The organism is Methanothermobacter defluvii, from assembly GCF_003385755.1.
In the GTDB taxonomy this organism is placed as follows: domain Archaea; phylum Methanobacteriota; class Methanobacteria; order Methanobacteriales; family Methanothermobacteraceae; genus Methanothermobacter; species Methanothermobacter thermautotrophicus.
Genome location: NZ_QREL01000001.1, coordinates 259520 through 273065, shown reverse-complemented (window position 1 = coordinate 273065; position 13546 = coordinate 259520). Strand labels below are relative to the sequence as shown.

Annotated in this window: 12 protein-coding genes; 5 read left to right on the top strand and 7 right to left on the bottom strand. The window is 50.3% G+C overall.

Annotated elements, in window-relative coordinates; genetic code table 11:
* Positions 1 to 123 precede the first annotated feature (123 nt).
* From C7452_RS01525 to C7452_RS01510, 4 genes are all read left to right on the top strand, one after another.
* Positions 124 to 750, top strand: coding sequence for a TetR/AcrR family transcriptional regulator (locus C7452_RS01525; protein ID WP_115892002.1), 627 nt, complete (start codon positions 124 to 126; stop codon positions 748 to 750).
* A gap of 95 nt (positions 751 to 845) precedes the next feature.
* Positions 846 to 1313: a TIGR00288 family NYN domain-containing protein gene (locus C7452_RS01520; protein WP_010876688.1), complete on the top strand. Its 468-nt coding sequence runs from the start codon at positions 846 to 848 to the stop codon at positions 1311 to 1313.
* 2 nt (positions 1314 to 1315) lie between these two features.
* Positions 1316 to 1759 (top strand): universal stress protein, encoded by a 444-nt coding sequence (locus tag C7452_RS01515; protein WP_115892001.1) that lies wholly within the window; start codon positions 1316 to 1318, stop codon positions 1757 to 1759.
* An 11-nt stretch (positions 1760 to 1770) separates the two neighbouring features.
* A complete protein-coding gene (locus C7452_RS01510) occupies positions 1771 to 2181 on the top strand; it encodes a transcriptional regulator (protein ID WP_245942750.1) in 411 nt (136 codons plus the stop codon).
* A gap of 121 nt (positions 2182 to 2302) precedes the next feature.
* On the opposite strand, the gene pscS is transcribed toward C7452_RS01510, so the two are convergent.
* From pscS to hypD, 6 genes are read right to left on the bottom strand one after another with little or no spacing between them, the layout of a single operon-like run.
* The gene (gene pscS, locus C7452_RS01505; protein WP_115891999.1) at positions 2303 to 3436 is read right to left on the bottom strand and encodes an O-phospho-L-seryl-tRNA:Cys-tRNA synthase; all 1134 of its coding nucleotides are present in this window, start codon (positions 3434 to 3436) and stop codon (positions 2303 to 2305) included.
* The gene (locus C7452_RS01500; protein WP_115891998.1) at positions 3423 to 3947 is read right to left on the bottom strand and encodes an NTPase; all 525 of its coding nucleotides are present in this window, start codon (positions 3945 to 3947) and stop codon (positions 3423 to 3425) included. Before C7452_RS01500 ends, pscS begins: the two co-directional genes overlap by 14 nt.
* Positions 3948 to 3957: 10 nt before the next feature.
* The gene (locus C7452_RS01495) at positions 3958 to 4956 is read right to left on the bottom strand and encodes a radical SAM protein (RefSeq protein WP_211305645.1); all 999 of its coding nucleotides are present in this window, start codon (positions 4954 to 4956) and stop codon (positions 3958 to 3960) included.
* 15 nt (positions 4957 to 4971) lie between these two features.
* Complete coding sequence (locus tag C7452_RS01490) at positions 4972 to 6264, bottom strand: TldD/PmbA family protein (protein ID WP_115891997.1); 1293 nt, start codon at positions 6262 to 6264, stop codon at positions 4972 to 4974.
* Between the two features lie 4 nt (positions 6265 to 6268).
* On the bottom strand, positions 6269 to 6934 hold the full coding sequence (locus C7452_RS01485) for a phosphoglycolate phosphatase (protein ID WP_115891996.1): 666 nt from the start codon (positions 6932 to 6934) through the stop codon (positions 6269 to 6271).
* Between the two features lie 8 nt (positions 6935 to 6942).
* Positions 6943 to 7989 (bottom strand): hydrogenase formation protein HypD, encoded by a 1047-nt coding sequence (hypD, locus tag C7452_RS01480; protein ID WP_115891995.1) that lies wholly within the window; start codon positions 7987 to 7989, stop codon positions 6943 to 6945.
* 92 nt (positions 7990 to 8081) lie between these two features.
* On the opposite strand from hypD, the gene C7452_RS01475 reads away from it, so the two are divergent.
* The gene (locus C7452_RS01475; RefSeq protein ID WP_115891994.1) at positions 8082 to 9023 is read left to right on the top strand and encodes a calcium/sodium antiporter; all 942 of its coding nucleotides are present in this window, start codon (positions 8082 to 8084) and stop codon (positions 9021 to 9023) included.
* 22 nt (positions 9024 to 9045) lie between these two features.
* Here C7452_RS01475 and C7452_RS01470 read toward each other — a convergent pair whose 3' ends face one another.
* Positions 9046 to 13476: a DUF11 domain-containing protein gene (locus C7452_RS01470; RefSeq protein WP_115891993.1), complete on the bottom strand. Its 4431-nt coding sequence runs from the start codon at positions 13474 to 13476 to the stop codon at positions 9046 to 9048.
* Positions 13477 to 13546: the final 70 nt, after the last annotated feature.

The following is a 13546-nucleotide window of genomic DNA, read 5'->3' as shown; positions in this document are numbered from 1 at the left end:
TCAGTTAATTTTTAACTTTCGGTTAAAATTTAACTTGTAGTTAATGACATATAAATCTTCCGGTGCAAAATGTTTTAAAATACTGGAACAGATATTCATAGAGATACAGAATGGTGAATCCACATGGCCCCATCAAGACGCGAACGTGAACGTGAACGGAGACGTGAACAGATAATAAGGGCGGCAGAGAAGGCATTCTTTGCACGGGGATACGACAGAGTGACCATGGATGAGATAGCCGAGGAGGCAGAGGTCAACAAGGCCCTCCTCTACTACTACTTCAAAAACAAGGAATCCCTCTTCTTCGCAGTGAACCTCTACGGTGTCCGCATACTTCACAGCATGTACAGAAGGTGCCTGAAGCTTGACACAGATGGATACGGTAAGGTCAGGGCCATGGTGGAGGCCCTCTACAGCTTCTCAAAGGAGCACCCCGACTACTTCAGGATATACTGCTACAGTGGCACCGAGAGGTTCGAGCTGAGTGAAAGTGAGGATGCACGGGAGATAGTGGACCTCCGTACCGGAATGTGGAGGCTCATGGTTGAGGCCATAATGGAGGGCATGAATGACGGAAGCATCCGCAGCGACCTCGACCCTGTGGAGCTATCCATATACATCCATACACTGGCCATAAACGCCCTGAACCTTGATTTCACATCCAGGATGGTCCTGGAGGCCAGGAATATCAGCAGGGACAGGTTCTGGGAGGACCTTGAGGTTTTCCTTGAATCCGCCCTCAGGCCCTAAAAATAACATCTAAACTCTTTCTCAACAGCACCACATAACTATATAAGTTTTTAGATACATAAGGGTATTAAAAGTTAAAGAGAGGAACTGATGAAATGGATAATGACGATAACTTTGTGATAATAAACAACAGCAGAAAAGATAAAAAGAGTCTTGGGCTCCTTGTTGATGGTCCAAACATGCTCAGAAAGGAATTCTGTTCAGATCTTGAATTTGTAAAGAACCTCCTCTTTGACAGGGGAAACCTCAAGGTAGGAAAGGTGCTGCTGAACCAGTACGCCTCAGATAAGCTGATAGAGGCCGTTGTGAACCAGGGTTTCTCACCCATGATAGTTGCGGGTGATGTGGATGTTCAGCTCGCAGTTGAAGCCTTTGAACTCATACACAACCCCAACATCGATGTGGTTGCCATTATGACAAGGAACGCCGACTTCCTCCCCCTCATAAACATAGCCAAGGAGAACGGAAAGGAGACCCTGGTCATAGGTGCAGAGCCAGGTTTCAGTATAGCACTCCAGAACTCAGCAGACGACTCCATAATCCTTGGAAGCGAAGGGGTGTAGATGTGTACCGGCGAATACTGATACCCACAGACGGCTCAGAGGACGCCAGGAAGGCAACACGGCACGCATTCCACATAGCAGGGATGAGCGGGGCAGACATACTGGCCATAAGTGTAGTTGACACGTCCTACAGGAAAATCTGGGACGAGGATATCAGCAGACGCCTCGAGGAGATACTGAAAAAACAGGCAGAGAAGGCAATATCCATCCTCAAGGATGAATTCAGCTCTCAACAGGAGCTGGGCCATATGACAGAAACCCGTCTTGATACGGTTATACTTGAGGGTAACCCCGCAGAGGTGATCCTTGAGGTCATGGAGGACGAGGACGTGGACCTCGTTGTAATGGGCAGCTCAGGCAAACACGGGCTTGACCGCATAATATCCGGAAGCATAACAAGGAAGGTTCTTAAATCAGCCACAAAGCCCGTGATGGTCGTTGGTTAACGGTGATTGTAATGATAGGTAAAAGGACACTGGATGATGAGAAACTTGCTGTGATAACCTTTACAGGACCCTTCAGTAAAACACTGGAGGTCCTTGAAGAGGTTTCAGACTTTGTATCATCAAATGATAAACTTGAGGCCGACGGTGACCCCACAGTGATCTTCTACACAGCACCCCTCAAGGACGAGGGAAGATACGATGTGGGTATACCTGTAAAGGGCGAATCTGAGGGTGACGGGAAGGTGAGGATAGTCACAATCCCTGGTCATAGTGTGATATTTACAGAATACTCAGAAGACCGTGAGGAGGCCTACAGAAAGCTCATAGAATACGTCGAGGAGAACAGGCTGGACGTAATAGGTGCGCCAAGGGAGATTCTCCATGGGGATGTGAGGGAGATCCAGTTCCCTGTGGTCCTCTAAATGTACTCATAAAATTGAGAACAGCTTACTGGAATCCACTGATTTTTCTCCCTTACCCCTCTTTACATGAAAAAATGTAACATTTCTCCTCTCTTTTCAAGAACTGCGGCCAGCGGTCAGCTCACCGGTTCTCCTCGACTATATCCCTGAATGAGTCAACCACGTACTGCACCTGCTCCTCTGTCATGCCATAGATGCTGCACTTGAACCACTTTGTCTGGCCCCTCCTTATTCCAACTATACCCCTCTTCTTAAGTTCCTCATAGAGGAAAAAACCCTTCCTTGGATGTGAAGCCGCTATCTCATGGAAAACAGGGGTTTCAAACCTCACGAGATCATGTTCCTTGGGTCTCACACCCAGCTGCTCTATACCCCCGATATCCTCAAGTTCAGAGACAAGGTAGCGTGTCTTCTTAACCTCCCCGTCCCAGCGTGAAACCCTCTCCCTCACATAGGGCAGAGAGGCCATGAGGGTTGCCAGTGGCGCTCCACGTGATGTGCAGCCCAGGAGTTCAAGCTCCTTCTTCTCATGCCTCCCTGACCTCCTGAGCACAGTGTCCTCCCACTCAGATCTCATCCCCAGCACACCTATAGGCCCGGAGGCCGCCATGCTCTTGTGACCGCTCCCAACAACGAAGTCAACCCCGAGTTCCCTGAGGTTAACCGGGAGCCTTCCCATGGAGTAGGCGCAGTTCAGGAGTAATGGGACCCCCAGCTTCCTGCAGACGTCCGCCACGCCACGTGCATCTGTCAGGTTCCCGTAGTTACCATCGACATGGGTCAGCACAGCAAGTTTAACCTCAACCCTGTCGATGGTCTCCTCAAGGACCTCCCTGTAGGCTTCGGGTGTTACCTCATAGCTGGGGTGTCCGGTTGATGGCACCTCAACGATTTCAAGGCCGTTCCTCTCAGCTGCAAGGTGTGTTGTGTAGTGGGCATTTCCATCAACAACAACGGTGTCACCCCTCTCACAGAGTGCATGCATCACCGCAAATTTACCCTCCCTTGCACCATGAACCGTCCTCACGGCATCGGAGCCTGTGAAGTCTGCAAGGTCATCAAGGAAGCAGTTTATGGCGGGCCTTGTGACCTGGTCCAGCCTCCCATCACAGTAGTCACAGACACTGTAACCATCCCCGAATTCATGGAGGGCCTTCCTTGCAGCAGCGGGGAGAACACCGCCACGCTGGAGGGGGTTGAGGTTGAGGTTATCCCTTTCAAGTTTTCTTGTAAGACCATAATCAGCGCATTCCATAATAATCACCAAGTAAGTCAATTATCCTCTGGTAAACCCTGTCCCGTTTTTCAGGATCAACAACAAATACCCTTATGTCCTCCCTCTTTTTTATACTTTGAAGGGTTTTCCTGTGTACCGCTGCAATGAGGAGGACGTCAGAGCTGAGGACCTCGTCTACCGTCCTCCTGAATTCCCGGCTCTTAAGCTCCATGGGGCCGATTTCGTCTATGATTATGCAGTCATCCTCCAGCATGGCCCTCCGGATTGCAGGGACAGCCAGTTCATCCATGACCCCCACATTTACACCGTACCTTCCAATACTGGGGCCCTCTGTTTCAACTGAGGCAAGGAGGCCCCTCCTGCCCGATGCTATGTCAACGACCTCAAATCCCCACCTTGAACCACCCACCCTCACCTCAGGTGTTATGATCCCCCCAACCGAAAGACCCATGCCCTCAAGGTAATCCCTCAGCCTTCCAACCATGGTGCTCTTCCCGCTGCCGGGTCTCCCGGTGATCAGTATCTTCATCAGATTCCCCCTAGATAAGGTTTTCAAGGCCTTCACTCATGGCCCATCTTCTGGCCTCCTCCAGCTCCTCAATGTAGAGGGGACGGTTGATCTCAGGGTAAGCTGAAGCCCTGTAGAGGGGCCGGTACTGGCCCATTATGTTCATTACAGTGTCTGTTCCCAGGTTCTCTGCGACCCATGATATGATGGGCTTCGTGCAGCACTCCAGGTGCCCTGGAAGCACCAGGTGCCTTATTATCATATCCTCACCTGCTATCATGAGGTGGTTCCTGGATACGACCTCAAAGTAGTTACCGGCACCTGCCAGTCTCTCTGCACATTCACTGTTGCCGAACTTGAAGTCCGTGAGGTAGAGGTCTGCAGCACCCATTATGAGCCTGAGGGATTCCCTGGTCATGTACATGTTACTGTTCCATACGACAGGCACACTGATGGAAACCCTGGATAGAACCCTAAGGATATATGGAAGTGCTGGTGTCGGGTCTCCGCCCACGAAGTTGACGTTTGCTGCCCCCATGCGCCTCCTCTCCTCTATGAGCGCTGCAAGTTCATCCACCTCAATGTGTCTGCCTGCAGAGGGGTTCTGGGATATGTCCCAGTTCTGACAGAAGACACACCGCAGGGTGCAGCCAGAGAAGAATATGGTATGGCTGGGTACAAGGGGGGTCTCCTCCCCGTAGTGCAGGAACTCCGAGGCCACCCGTGGCTCCATGACACCGCAGTGTCCCTGCTCCCTGTGGCGGTTAACCTTGCACCTCCAGGGGCACAGTGAACACTCCCCCAGGATCCTTTCAGCGATTTCGATTTTAAGATCAAGGAAGGACCTTTCACATGATCCTGAACACTCTATGCCCTTCTCTATCCTTTCATGTTCCCTCCAGAGTTCAGACATCCCTGAGGTTTCATGGAAGGATGCCGCTGTCCTGGCGGCCACCATGAAACTGGCATCCGTCCTACCGTCCCTCACAGAGAGGTAGTGGTGAAGTGCATCCTTCAGTGACATGATCATGAGTGATAAAGGCGGTTACCCTGTGACATGAACATCCTCAACCATGAGGGGCGCGGTTACAAAGCCCCCCACCTGTCTCCTTTCAAGGTCCGTTGATGAGACCTTCATCATGAGCTCAAATATGTTCCCTGAGAGCATTGCCTTCTTAACAGGTGTGAATTCCCCTGAGTCCACCATGAACGCATTGTTGGCCTCCACCGAGAAGTCACCGGATATTGGATTTGCTGTGTGGGCTCCAAGGACATCTGTGACAAAGATCCCCCTGAAGTCGTCCAGTGGCACTGTGCTGTCAAATTCAAGTATGAAGTTGGTGGTTGAGACAGTCGGGACCTCCATGTAGCCCCTCAGGCCATTACCTGTGCTATCAGCCCGCCCCTTTGATGCTGTGTATATGTTATGCAGGTATCCCCTCAGAATTCCATCCTCAACAAGGGCTGTCCTCTGGGAGGGTGTCCCCTCACCATCAAAGGGGGCTGATCCGAGGCCCCCCTCAAGGGTACCGTCATCGTATACTGAGAGGCCCTCACCTGTGACCTGGCTTCCAATCCTATCTGCCAGTACGGACCTCCCCCTCTGGACGTTATCTGCGCTGAATGCACCTGCGAATGTTCCAAGGAGTCCTGCTGCTGCATGATAGTCCAGGAATGCCGGGATCCTGCCGCTTTCAATACTCCTGCCCCCCATCGAATCCCTTGCAATCCGGCAGGCCCTTCCAGCTACCCATTCAGGGTTGATGTCAAGTTTGCAGGAGGAGTCTGATTCGTAGGCGGTTGTCTTCATGCCATTCTCCCCGGCTGTCACAGATATGTGGGCTGAGAACCCTGTTGAAGATGATGACGCCTCAACACCCTCCGAGTTTATGATGAATGTTTCAATCCTGGATGCGGTGAACCCGCCGCTGGTGGGTTTGCATCCCTCCTCCAGGACCCTGTCGATCATTCTACCGGCCATCTCCACGGAGTCCTCAACTTCAAGGTCATCGAAGGACCTGTCATGGATCCCCTTCACCGATGGATATGTGGAGGGTTCAGAGAACCCGAAGTTCTCATCAGGATCTGCAAGCTGGAGGTTCTGGGCCGCCATCCTCACAGCCACGTCCACCCCATCAGGATCCGATGTGTAGGCAAATCCCATCCGCCCCTCCTTCAGGATGCGGATGCCTATCCCTGTCATGGATTCAATTTTCCCGAAGTCTATGAGGTCACGCTGGATCTCAACCTCCAGTGTCTTCTCCCTCTCAATGTAGACCTCAGCCATCTCACCATACCTTAATGCGAGTTTAACCGCCTCTTCACCAATCCCGAACATCAGCTCACCACCCCATGAATCTCCTGACCGCCTCTGCAACCCCTTCTCCATGGGCTGCGGAGGTCACATAATCTGCCATCTCCCGCAGTTCAGGGTCTGCATTTGCAACCGCAACCCTGAATCCAGCAGCCTCAATGAATTCCAGGTCATTTTCACTGTCACCTATGGCCATGACATCCTCCATTCCTATCCCCCTGGATTCAAGCAGGATCTCCAGGGATGAACCCTTATTCACTGAGGGGTCTGTCAGGTGTATGGCAAAGCCGGTATCATAGACCTCAACATCAAAATCCCTGAGGGCCTCCCTGACAGTATCTGCAGGTACGTCCCTGGTCAGTGCTATCTCCGACACCCTGAGGTCAGAGAACTGGACCTTCCGGACAGGATAAATCCCTTTGAGGTGACTGTAGGCCATCTCAGCCTTACTTATATCACCCAGGACCCTCACCTCATCATTGATGTGCAGTACACCGCCATTTTCAGCCACAACCCCTCCGCTGGTCCCTATCAGGACCGATGTTGCCATTGCAAAGCAGAGGATGTTACCGGTAACCATTATAACAGGCACCCCTGCCTCCTCGGCACCCCTGAGGGCATTCACAGCCTCCAGAGACAACCTCCTTTTTTTGTCGGTTATTGTGCCGTCGATGTCAACTGCAATGGCCCTCATCCTGACACCTAGAATGAGCTGTACCTGTAGGCTATGTTACAGGTGCCCTCCCTTGACACCATGCATGCCCCGATGGGACTGGTGGGGGTGCACTCATTCTTGAAGAGTTTGCACTCCTCTGGCCTTGCAACACCCCTCAATACAGCACCGCAGATGCATCCCGCCGGTGTATCAACCGTATCTTCAACCTCTATATCGAATTTCTCCCGGGCATTGAATTCAGAGAACTCATCCCTTATCTCATAGACTGATTCGGGTATGACCGGGAATCCCCTCCACTCCCTCTCGGTTACCTTGAAGACCTCATCCATCACCTTCTGGGCCTTGAGGTTACCCTCGGGTTTCACGGCCCTCTTATACTCGTTCTCAACCTTTGCCTCTCCCCTATCGATCTGTCGGAGTATCATGTAGACCGCCATGAGTATATCCAGGGGGTTGAAGCCCGCTATGACCTGTGGTATGTTGTAGTCCCTTGAGAAGGGCTCATAGGGTTTCATGCCGATTATGGTTGACACGTGACCTGGTTCTATGAGGGCGTTGAGGTTCACCTCACCTGACTCTATGAGAAACCTGAGGGCGGGTGGTATGAGCCTGTGGCATGAAAGAACCGAGAAGTTCTCAGGTGGTCCTGAGAGTATCTCCGAGGCTGTTGTTGGCGCCGTGGTCTCAAATCCCGCTGCCATGAATACGACTTCCCGGTCAAGTTTCCTTGCTATCTCCACCGCATTTCCCACCCCGTAGACTATCCTGACATCGGCGCCCTCGGCCCTTGCATCTGCAAGTGAACCCTCTGAGCCGGGGACGCGGAGCATGTCACCGAAGGTTGTGATTGTAACGCCCTGCCTTGCAAGTTCGATGCACTCGTCGATCTCCCTTGCAGGGACACAGCAGACAGGGCACCCTGGCCCGGCCACCACCTCAACCTCATCCGGCAGGAGTGATCTTACTCCATGCTGCATTATAGTGTGCTCATGTGAACCGCAGACATGCATTATCTTAACAGGACGTGATATCTCATGTATCCTTGAAACCAGTTCCCTTGAAAGATTCTTCATAGGCTACCACCAAATTACACTTAAGGTCTATTTATCATGATCCATATATATAACTGGCAGCCAAGATCAAGCACGCACGGGGATTATTAATCATGTCACCTATCATCCTAATAGTGATCTTCTGCACCTCACTCATTGGTGTTATAAGAGCCGCAGATATCTTTGTGGACAGGATCGTTGATATCGGGAGGGCACTTGGAATATCCCAGATAATACTGGGAGTTACGGTTGCAGCTGCAGGGACATCTCTTCCGGAATTCGGGTCCGCCATGATCTCTGTCCTTACAGGTAGTCCTGAACTCGGTGTGGGTGTTGTGATAGGTTCAAACATATGGAACATTGCGGGTATCATAGGGATATCTGCCATTCTCTCCTGTGCAGTTACAACAAACAGGGATGAAATCCGGAGAGATGGATTATTTGGGCTTCTGAGCATTCTGATACTTTCATATTTCATGCTCATGGGGCCCATCGGCCCTCTTACAGGTGCAGTTCTCCTTAGCGTCTATGGAGTTTACCTTTTAATTCTTATAAAGAAGCAGAGGAAATATTACACGAGCCACCTCATAGAGGGTGGTGACGCTGGCTGGAAGACCATCACAACCGCAATTTTAAGTTTCGTGGGGCTTGTGGTGTTCTGCAGGGTACTGGTTTACAGTGCAGTTGAAATTGCAGGGGTTCTCCACATTCCTGAGATGATAGTCGGCCTGTTCGCCCTTGCCATTGGAACAAGCCTTGCTGAACTTGTTGTCGCTGTTAACTCCGCAAGGAAGCACATGTGCAGCCTCTCACTGGGCACGGTACTTGGGAGCAACATATTCAATATCCTCATAGGCATAGGGGTTCCCTCATTATTCGTGAAAATTCCCGTTGAGCCCCTCTCCGTGGTGCTTGATGCCCCCATTTTGATAGCTGTGACGGTTATTGTAATGTACTTCATGTGGACGGATATGGAGCTTAGAAGAGTAGAGGGGGTTGTGCTTCTCATTATATACATAATTTATGCTGCCTTAAGAATAGCAACCACAAGTTGAATAAAAAAATAAAAGAAAGGGTTTATTTTCTCCTGGATATCGCTGAACCTGCTGCCAAAAGAAGCATTCCTGCAACAAGTGCAGTTAACGGTGCTCCTGTTGGCTTCATCGGGACCTTTCCAGGTCCTGGTTGAGGTTCTGGGGCTGGTGATGGCTCAGTGACATCTATTTCAACGTCTGTTGTGTTGTTGCCTCCGCTTGAACCTGAACTCACGGTTGCAACGTTCACGAATGTGCCGCGCCTTATGAGCTGGACCACGATGTCAAGAACCTCGCTTGAGCCTGCTGGGAGGTCACCTATCATCCATACACCTGTTGTAGGGTTGTATGAACCCCTGGTGGCGTTGGAGGATATGTACCTCATGGCATCAGGCAGCCTGTCGGTAACCATTGTGTTGAGTGCTGTGTCGGGTCCATTGTTGGTTACTGTTATGGTGAACCTTACGTTCTGACCCACGCGCACAGCCCTTCTATCCACTGTCTTGTTAATGGTGAGTTCTGCCCTTGGGTTAACTGTTACGGTGGCATTGGCGCTTGTATCAGGGTTCGGGTTGTAGGTATCCGCCGTCACATCCGCAACGTTAATGAGAGTACTGTTACTAACAGCAACCCTCGCAACAATCTCAAGCGTTGCAACAGCACCCTTAACCAGTGAACCCACCAACCAGGCACCTGTCACATTGTCATAAATACCCTGACTAGCACTGTGGCTCAGATACACAAGACCAGCCGGAAGCAGATCCGTAACAACAACACCCGCCGCAGTGTCAGGCCCATCATTCCTCACTGAAACCGTGAACCTCACAGTATCAGTGAAGTTAGCAACACTCGCATTGACCACCTTATCTATCACAAGATAAGCCGCCGCAGGTATTCTCACAGTAACCTCAGCAGTATTGTTCTCAGGGTACGGATCAAACTCCTCGCCCACAGCAAGAACCCTGTTTACAACATCACCAGTCCTATTCACAAGAACAGTGAAATTCAGAGTCGCTGATGAACCAGGCGCAAGATCACCAACTATCCATATGCAAGCAAGTGGATAGCATACTCCCTGTGATATCACATGAGAGACATAGACGAGTCCTGCAGGTAATCTCTCTGTTAAAGTGACCCCTGTTGCATTATCCGGTCCGTTGTTCATAACCGTCACATAGAAGGTTATCTGATCACCGAAATTCGGTGTGCTGTTACTAACCGTCTTAGTGACTGAGACATCTGCAGATGGGTTCACTGTAAGGACTGCTGTGGCATTGTTGTTTGAAATAACCGGATCGTACTGGTCTGCTGATGCATTCACATAGTTTGTGAAGATACCAGCAGCATTTGCAAGCACCTCAAGTACAAGGGTTGCTGATGCCCCATTTGCGAGGTTACCCACAGTCCAGACACCTCCAGCGAATGTTCCCTGTGATGGAGTTGCGCTGATCAGTGTGAGTGCTGCTGGTAGTATATCGGTTACCGCAACACCTGTTGCATCGTTCGGCCCGTTATTTGTAACTATAACGGTGAAGTTGGTACTCTGTCCATTATTGATGGGTGTTAAGAGGACCGTCTTCTGAACACCGATGTCTGCGAGTGCACGTCCGTTAAGGGCAGCTGCAGCGTAGTTGTTGGTCATGTCAGGATCATATTCCGTTGCTGTTACTGATACTGTATTTATGAGTTCGCCTGTTGCGTTAACAAGGGCCGTCAGGTTGAGTGTCTCTGAGGCACCAGGTGCAAGTGAATCAACCGTCCAGACATAGAACTCTGGGAAGTAAACCCCTGCAGATGCCACATGGGACTGGTAGACAAGACCTGCTGGCAGTCCGTCAACTGTCCTCACAACTGTGGCAGTGTCCGGTCCGAGGTTCGTTACCGTGATGTAGAACACGACGGTTTCACCGAAGTCCGGTGCGGTGTTGCTCACGGTCTTGGTGATCTTAACATCCGCTGATGGCCTCACATCGACTGTCACTGCATCAACATTGTCCTGTGGCAGTGGGTCAGGCAGTTCTGATGATACATTGACTATGTTTGTCTGGAATCCTGCCTGGGTTGCCCTCACAAGGAGTGTGAGGGTTGCCTGGAATAGTGCTGGAAGTGATCCCACATTCCATGTGCGGGTTGCCTCACTGAAGGTTCCCTGGGTAACCGTGTATGATATGATGGATAAACCTGCCGGGAGAAGATCCGTTACAACCACATTTGATGGTGTATCAGGACCGGCGTTCCTCACGGTTACTGTGAATGTTGCTGTTTCCCCGTTGTTTATAACAGGTCTGTCTACAGTTTTCTGGATGCTGAGGTCGGCTGATACCGCATTCAGGACCGATATGGCATTATTGTTGGTCCTGTCAGGGTCGTATTCATTACCGGTCACTGAGACCGTGTTATTTGAATCCCCAGTGGTGTTAACAAGGACCGTGAGGTTCATAAGGGCTGATGCGGCATAGTTAAGTGTTCCTATGGTCCATACCCCTGTTAATGGGTTGTATGAACCCTGTGTAACCGTGTGGCTGAGGTAGACGAGTCCTGGTGACAGGATATCAGTCACTGTTACCCCCGTGGCTGTGCTTGGACCCAGATTTGTAACTGCAACTGTGAATGTCACATTGGATCCGAAGCTGGGCCTCGCGTTATTCACATTCTTTATTATGCGGAGATCCGCCACAGGGATCCCGACCACGTCCCTTGTCACATTGTTGTTATCAGGGTTCGGGTCAAAGTTCGGTGATGTTATATTTGCAAAGTTTGTTAAGACGCCAGTAGCGTTGACCTTCGCGAGTATGGTGAGTGTTGCCACCTCAAGGTAGTTGAGTGTCCCCACGTACCAGGTTCCCATGACATATGTGCCCTTGGATGGTGTTGCACTGACCAGTATGAGTCCCGCTGGTAGAATATCTTCCACCACAACTCCTGCTGCATTATCAGGACCCCTGTTGCTCACTGTGATTGTGTACTGGATTGTATCACCCACATAGGGTTCGGAATTGCTCACGGACTTGTCAATGGTGAGGTCTGAAGCTGGTGGAGAATTCAGTGTTGCTGATGCATAGTTGTTTGCCATGTTGGGGTCAAACACATCACCAGTCACATTGGCATTGTTGACAATGGTTCCAGTTGAGGTGACCAATGCTGTGATGTTGAGTGTCACCGTTTCAAAGTAGTCGAGGTTTCCTATGGTCCAGATGCCCGTGTTATTATTGTAGGTCCCCTTTGATGCCACTGCTGATACGAACTGGAGCTGTGCTGGAAGGTTGTCAACCACATAAACTCCCGTGGCATTGTTGGGTCCATAATTCACAACCGTCAGTGTGAACTTAACCGTATCCCCGATGTTGGGTGCTGTACTGTTAACTGTCTTTGCTATGGCAAGGTCAGCCTTCTCAACAGCCCTTATGGTTATGTTCTCACCAAAGTCTGAGTTGTAGTGATAACTTGAACCGCTCCTGTCTGTTATAAGACCGAAGAGCCTTGTTACGCCGGCGCCTGTCACATTGAAGAGCCACACTGATACGAAGTTTGTCTGCCCTGGTGAGTCAAGGCGCACATTGTTACTGGTGTTGGGCCCATATGTTACTGTCACATTCAGTGGCTGAAGAATCGCAGGGTTGTAGTTTGTAAGTGGAAGGTTAACAATGTCATAGGTGGCTGATGCCGTCGTTGATACAACAGTAACCGCTATAACATCCCCTATGGCTGGTGTGGGGTTGCTCACGGTTATAGAGACCACATCATTACGGTTCTGTGATACAAGCTTTTCCACGTAGAGTCTGCCATTTATAGTGTCTGCTGATCCTGTATTGGTACCCCCAACCGTTACTGTGTAGTTCCTTGATGTTAGATACGCAAGGGTATTCCTTGACACCTCCACGAGATAGAAAACATCCACAGTGACCCCTGGGGCTATATCACCAAGGTACTTATTTGAAGTCTCATTTGCCGCCAGATAAATGTATGGATTGGTTGAAGTGAAGGTTAAATTTGCTGTTACATTATTTGCTGTTGTCAGGGCATTGTTCTTAACCCTGATCTGGATCAGGTACTGGTTTGGCCCGACATTCACGTTGTTGTGGTCAAGTCCAAGGATATCCCATGAACCCATGGTCAGCTGCAGTGTACCTAGTCTGAAGTCAGCTGTTGCCCTTCCAGTTTCATCAAGTGTCACGGTCTTTGAGGGTATCACATGCCCTGGTGCAACCGCTGAGACCACAAATGTCCTGTCAGGTGACTGAAGACTGACAGAGTATCTCCCATCAGGACCTGTTACACCTGAAGCAAGATTAGAACCATTCATGGACGCCACATTTATAACTGCACCCTCAAATGGTTCTGTACTGTTACAGTATGTCACCGTACCGGTAATAACTGAATCCGAGTCGGTCTGGTTGTCAGTGTCTGCAGCGCTTGCAGTTCCAGCTGCAACCATTAGAATAAGAATCGCCAGTGTCAGTGTAAATTTTCTCATTTTTCACCCCCCTTTAGTTTTTTTAACACAAACTTTTATTATGTAAGCCGCTGTATTTATAATGTTCTAA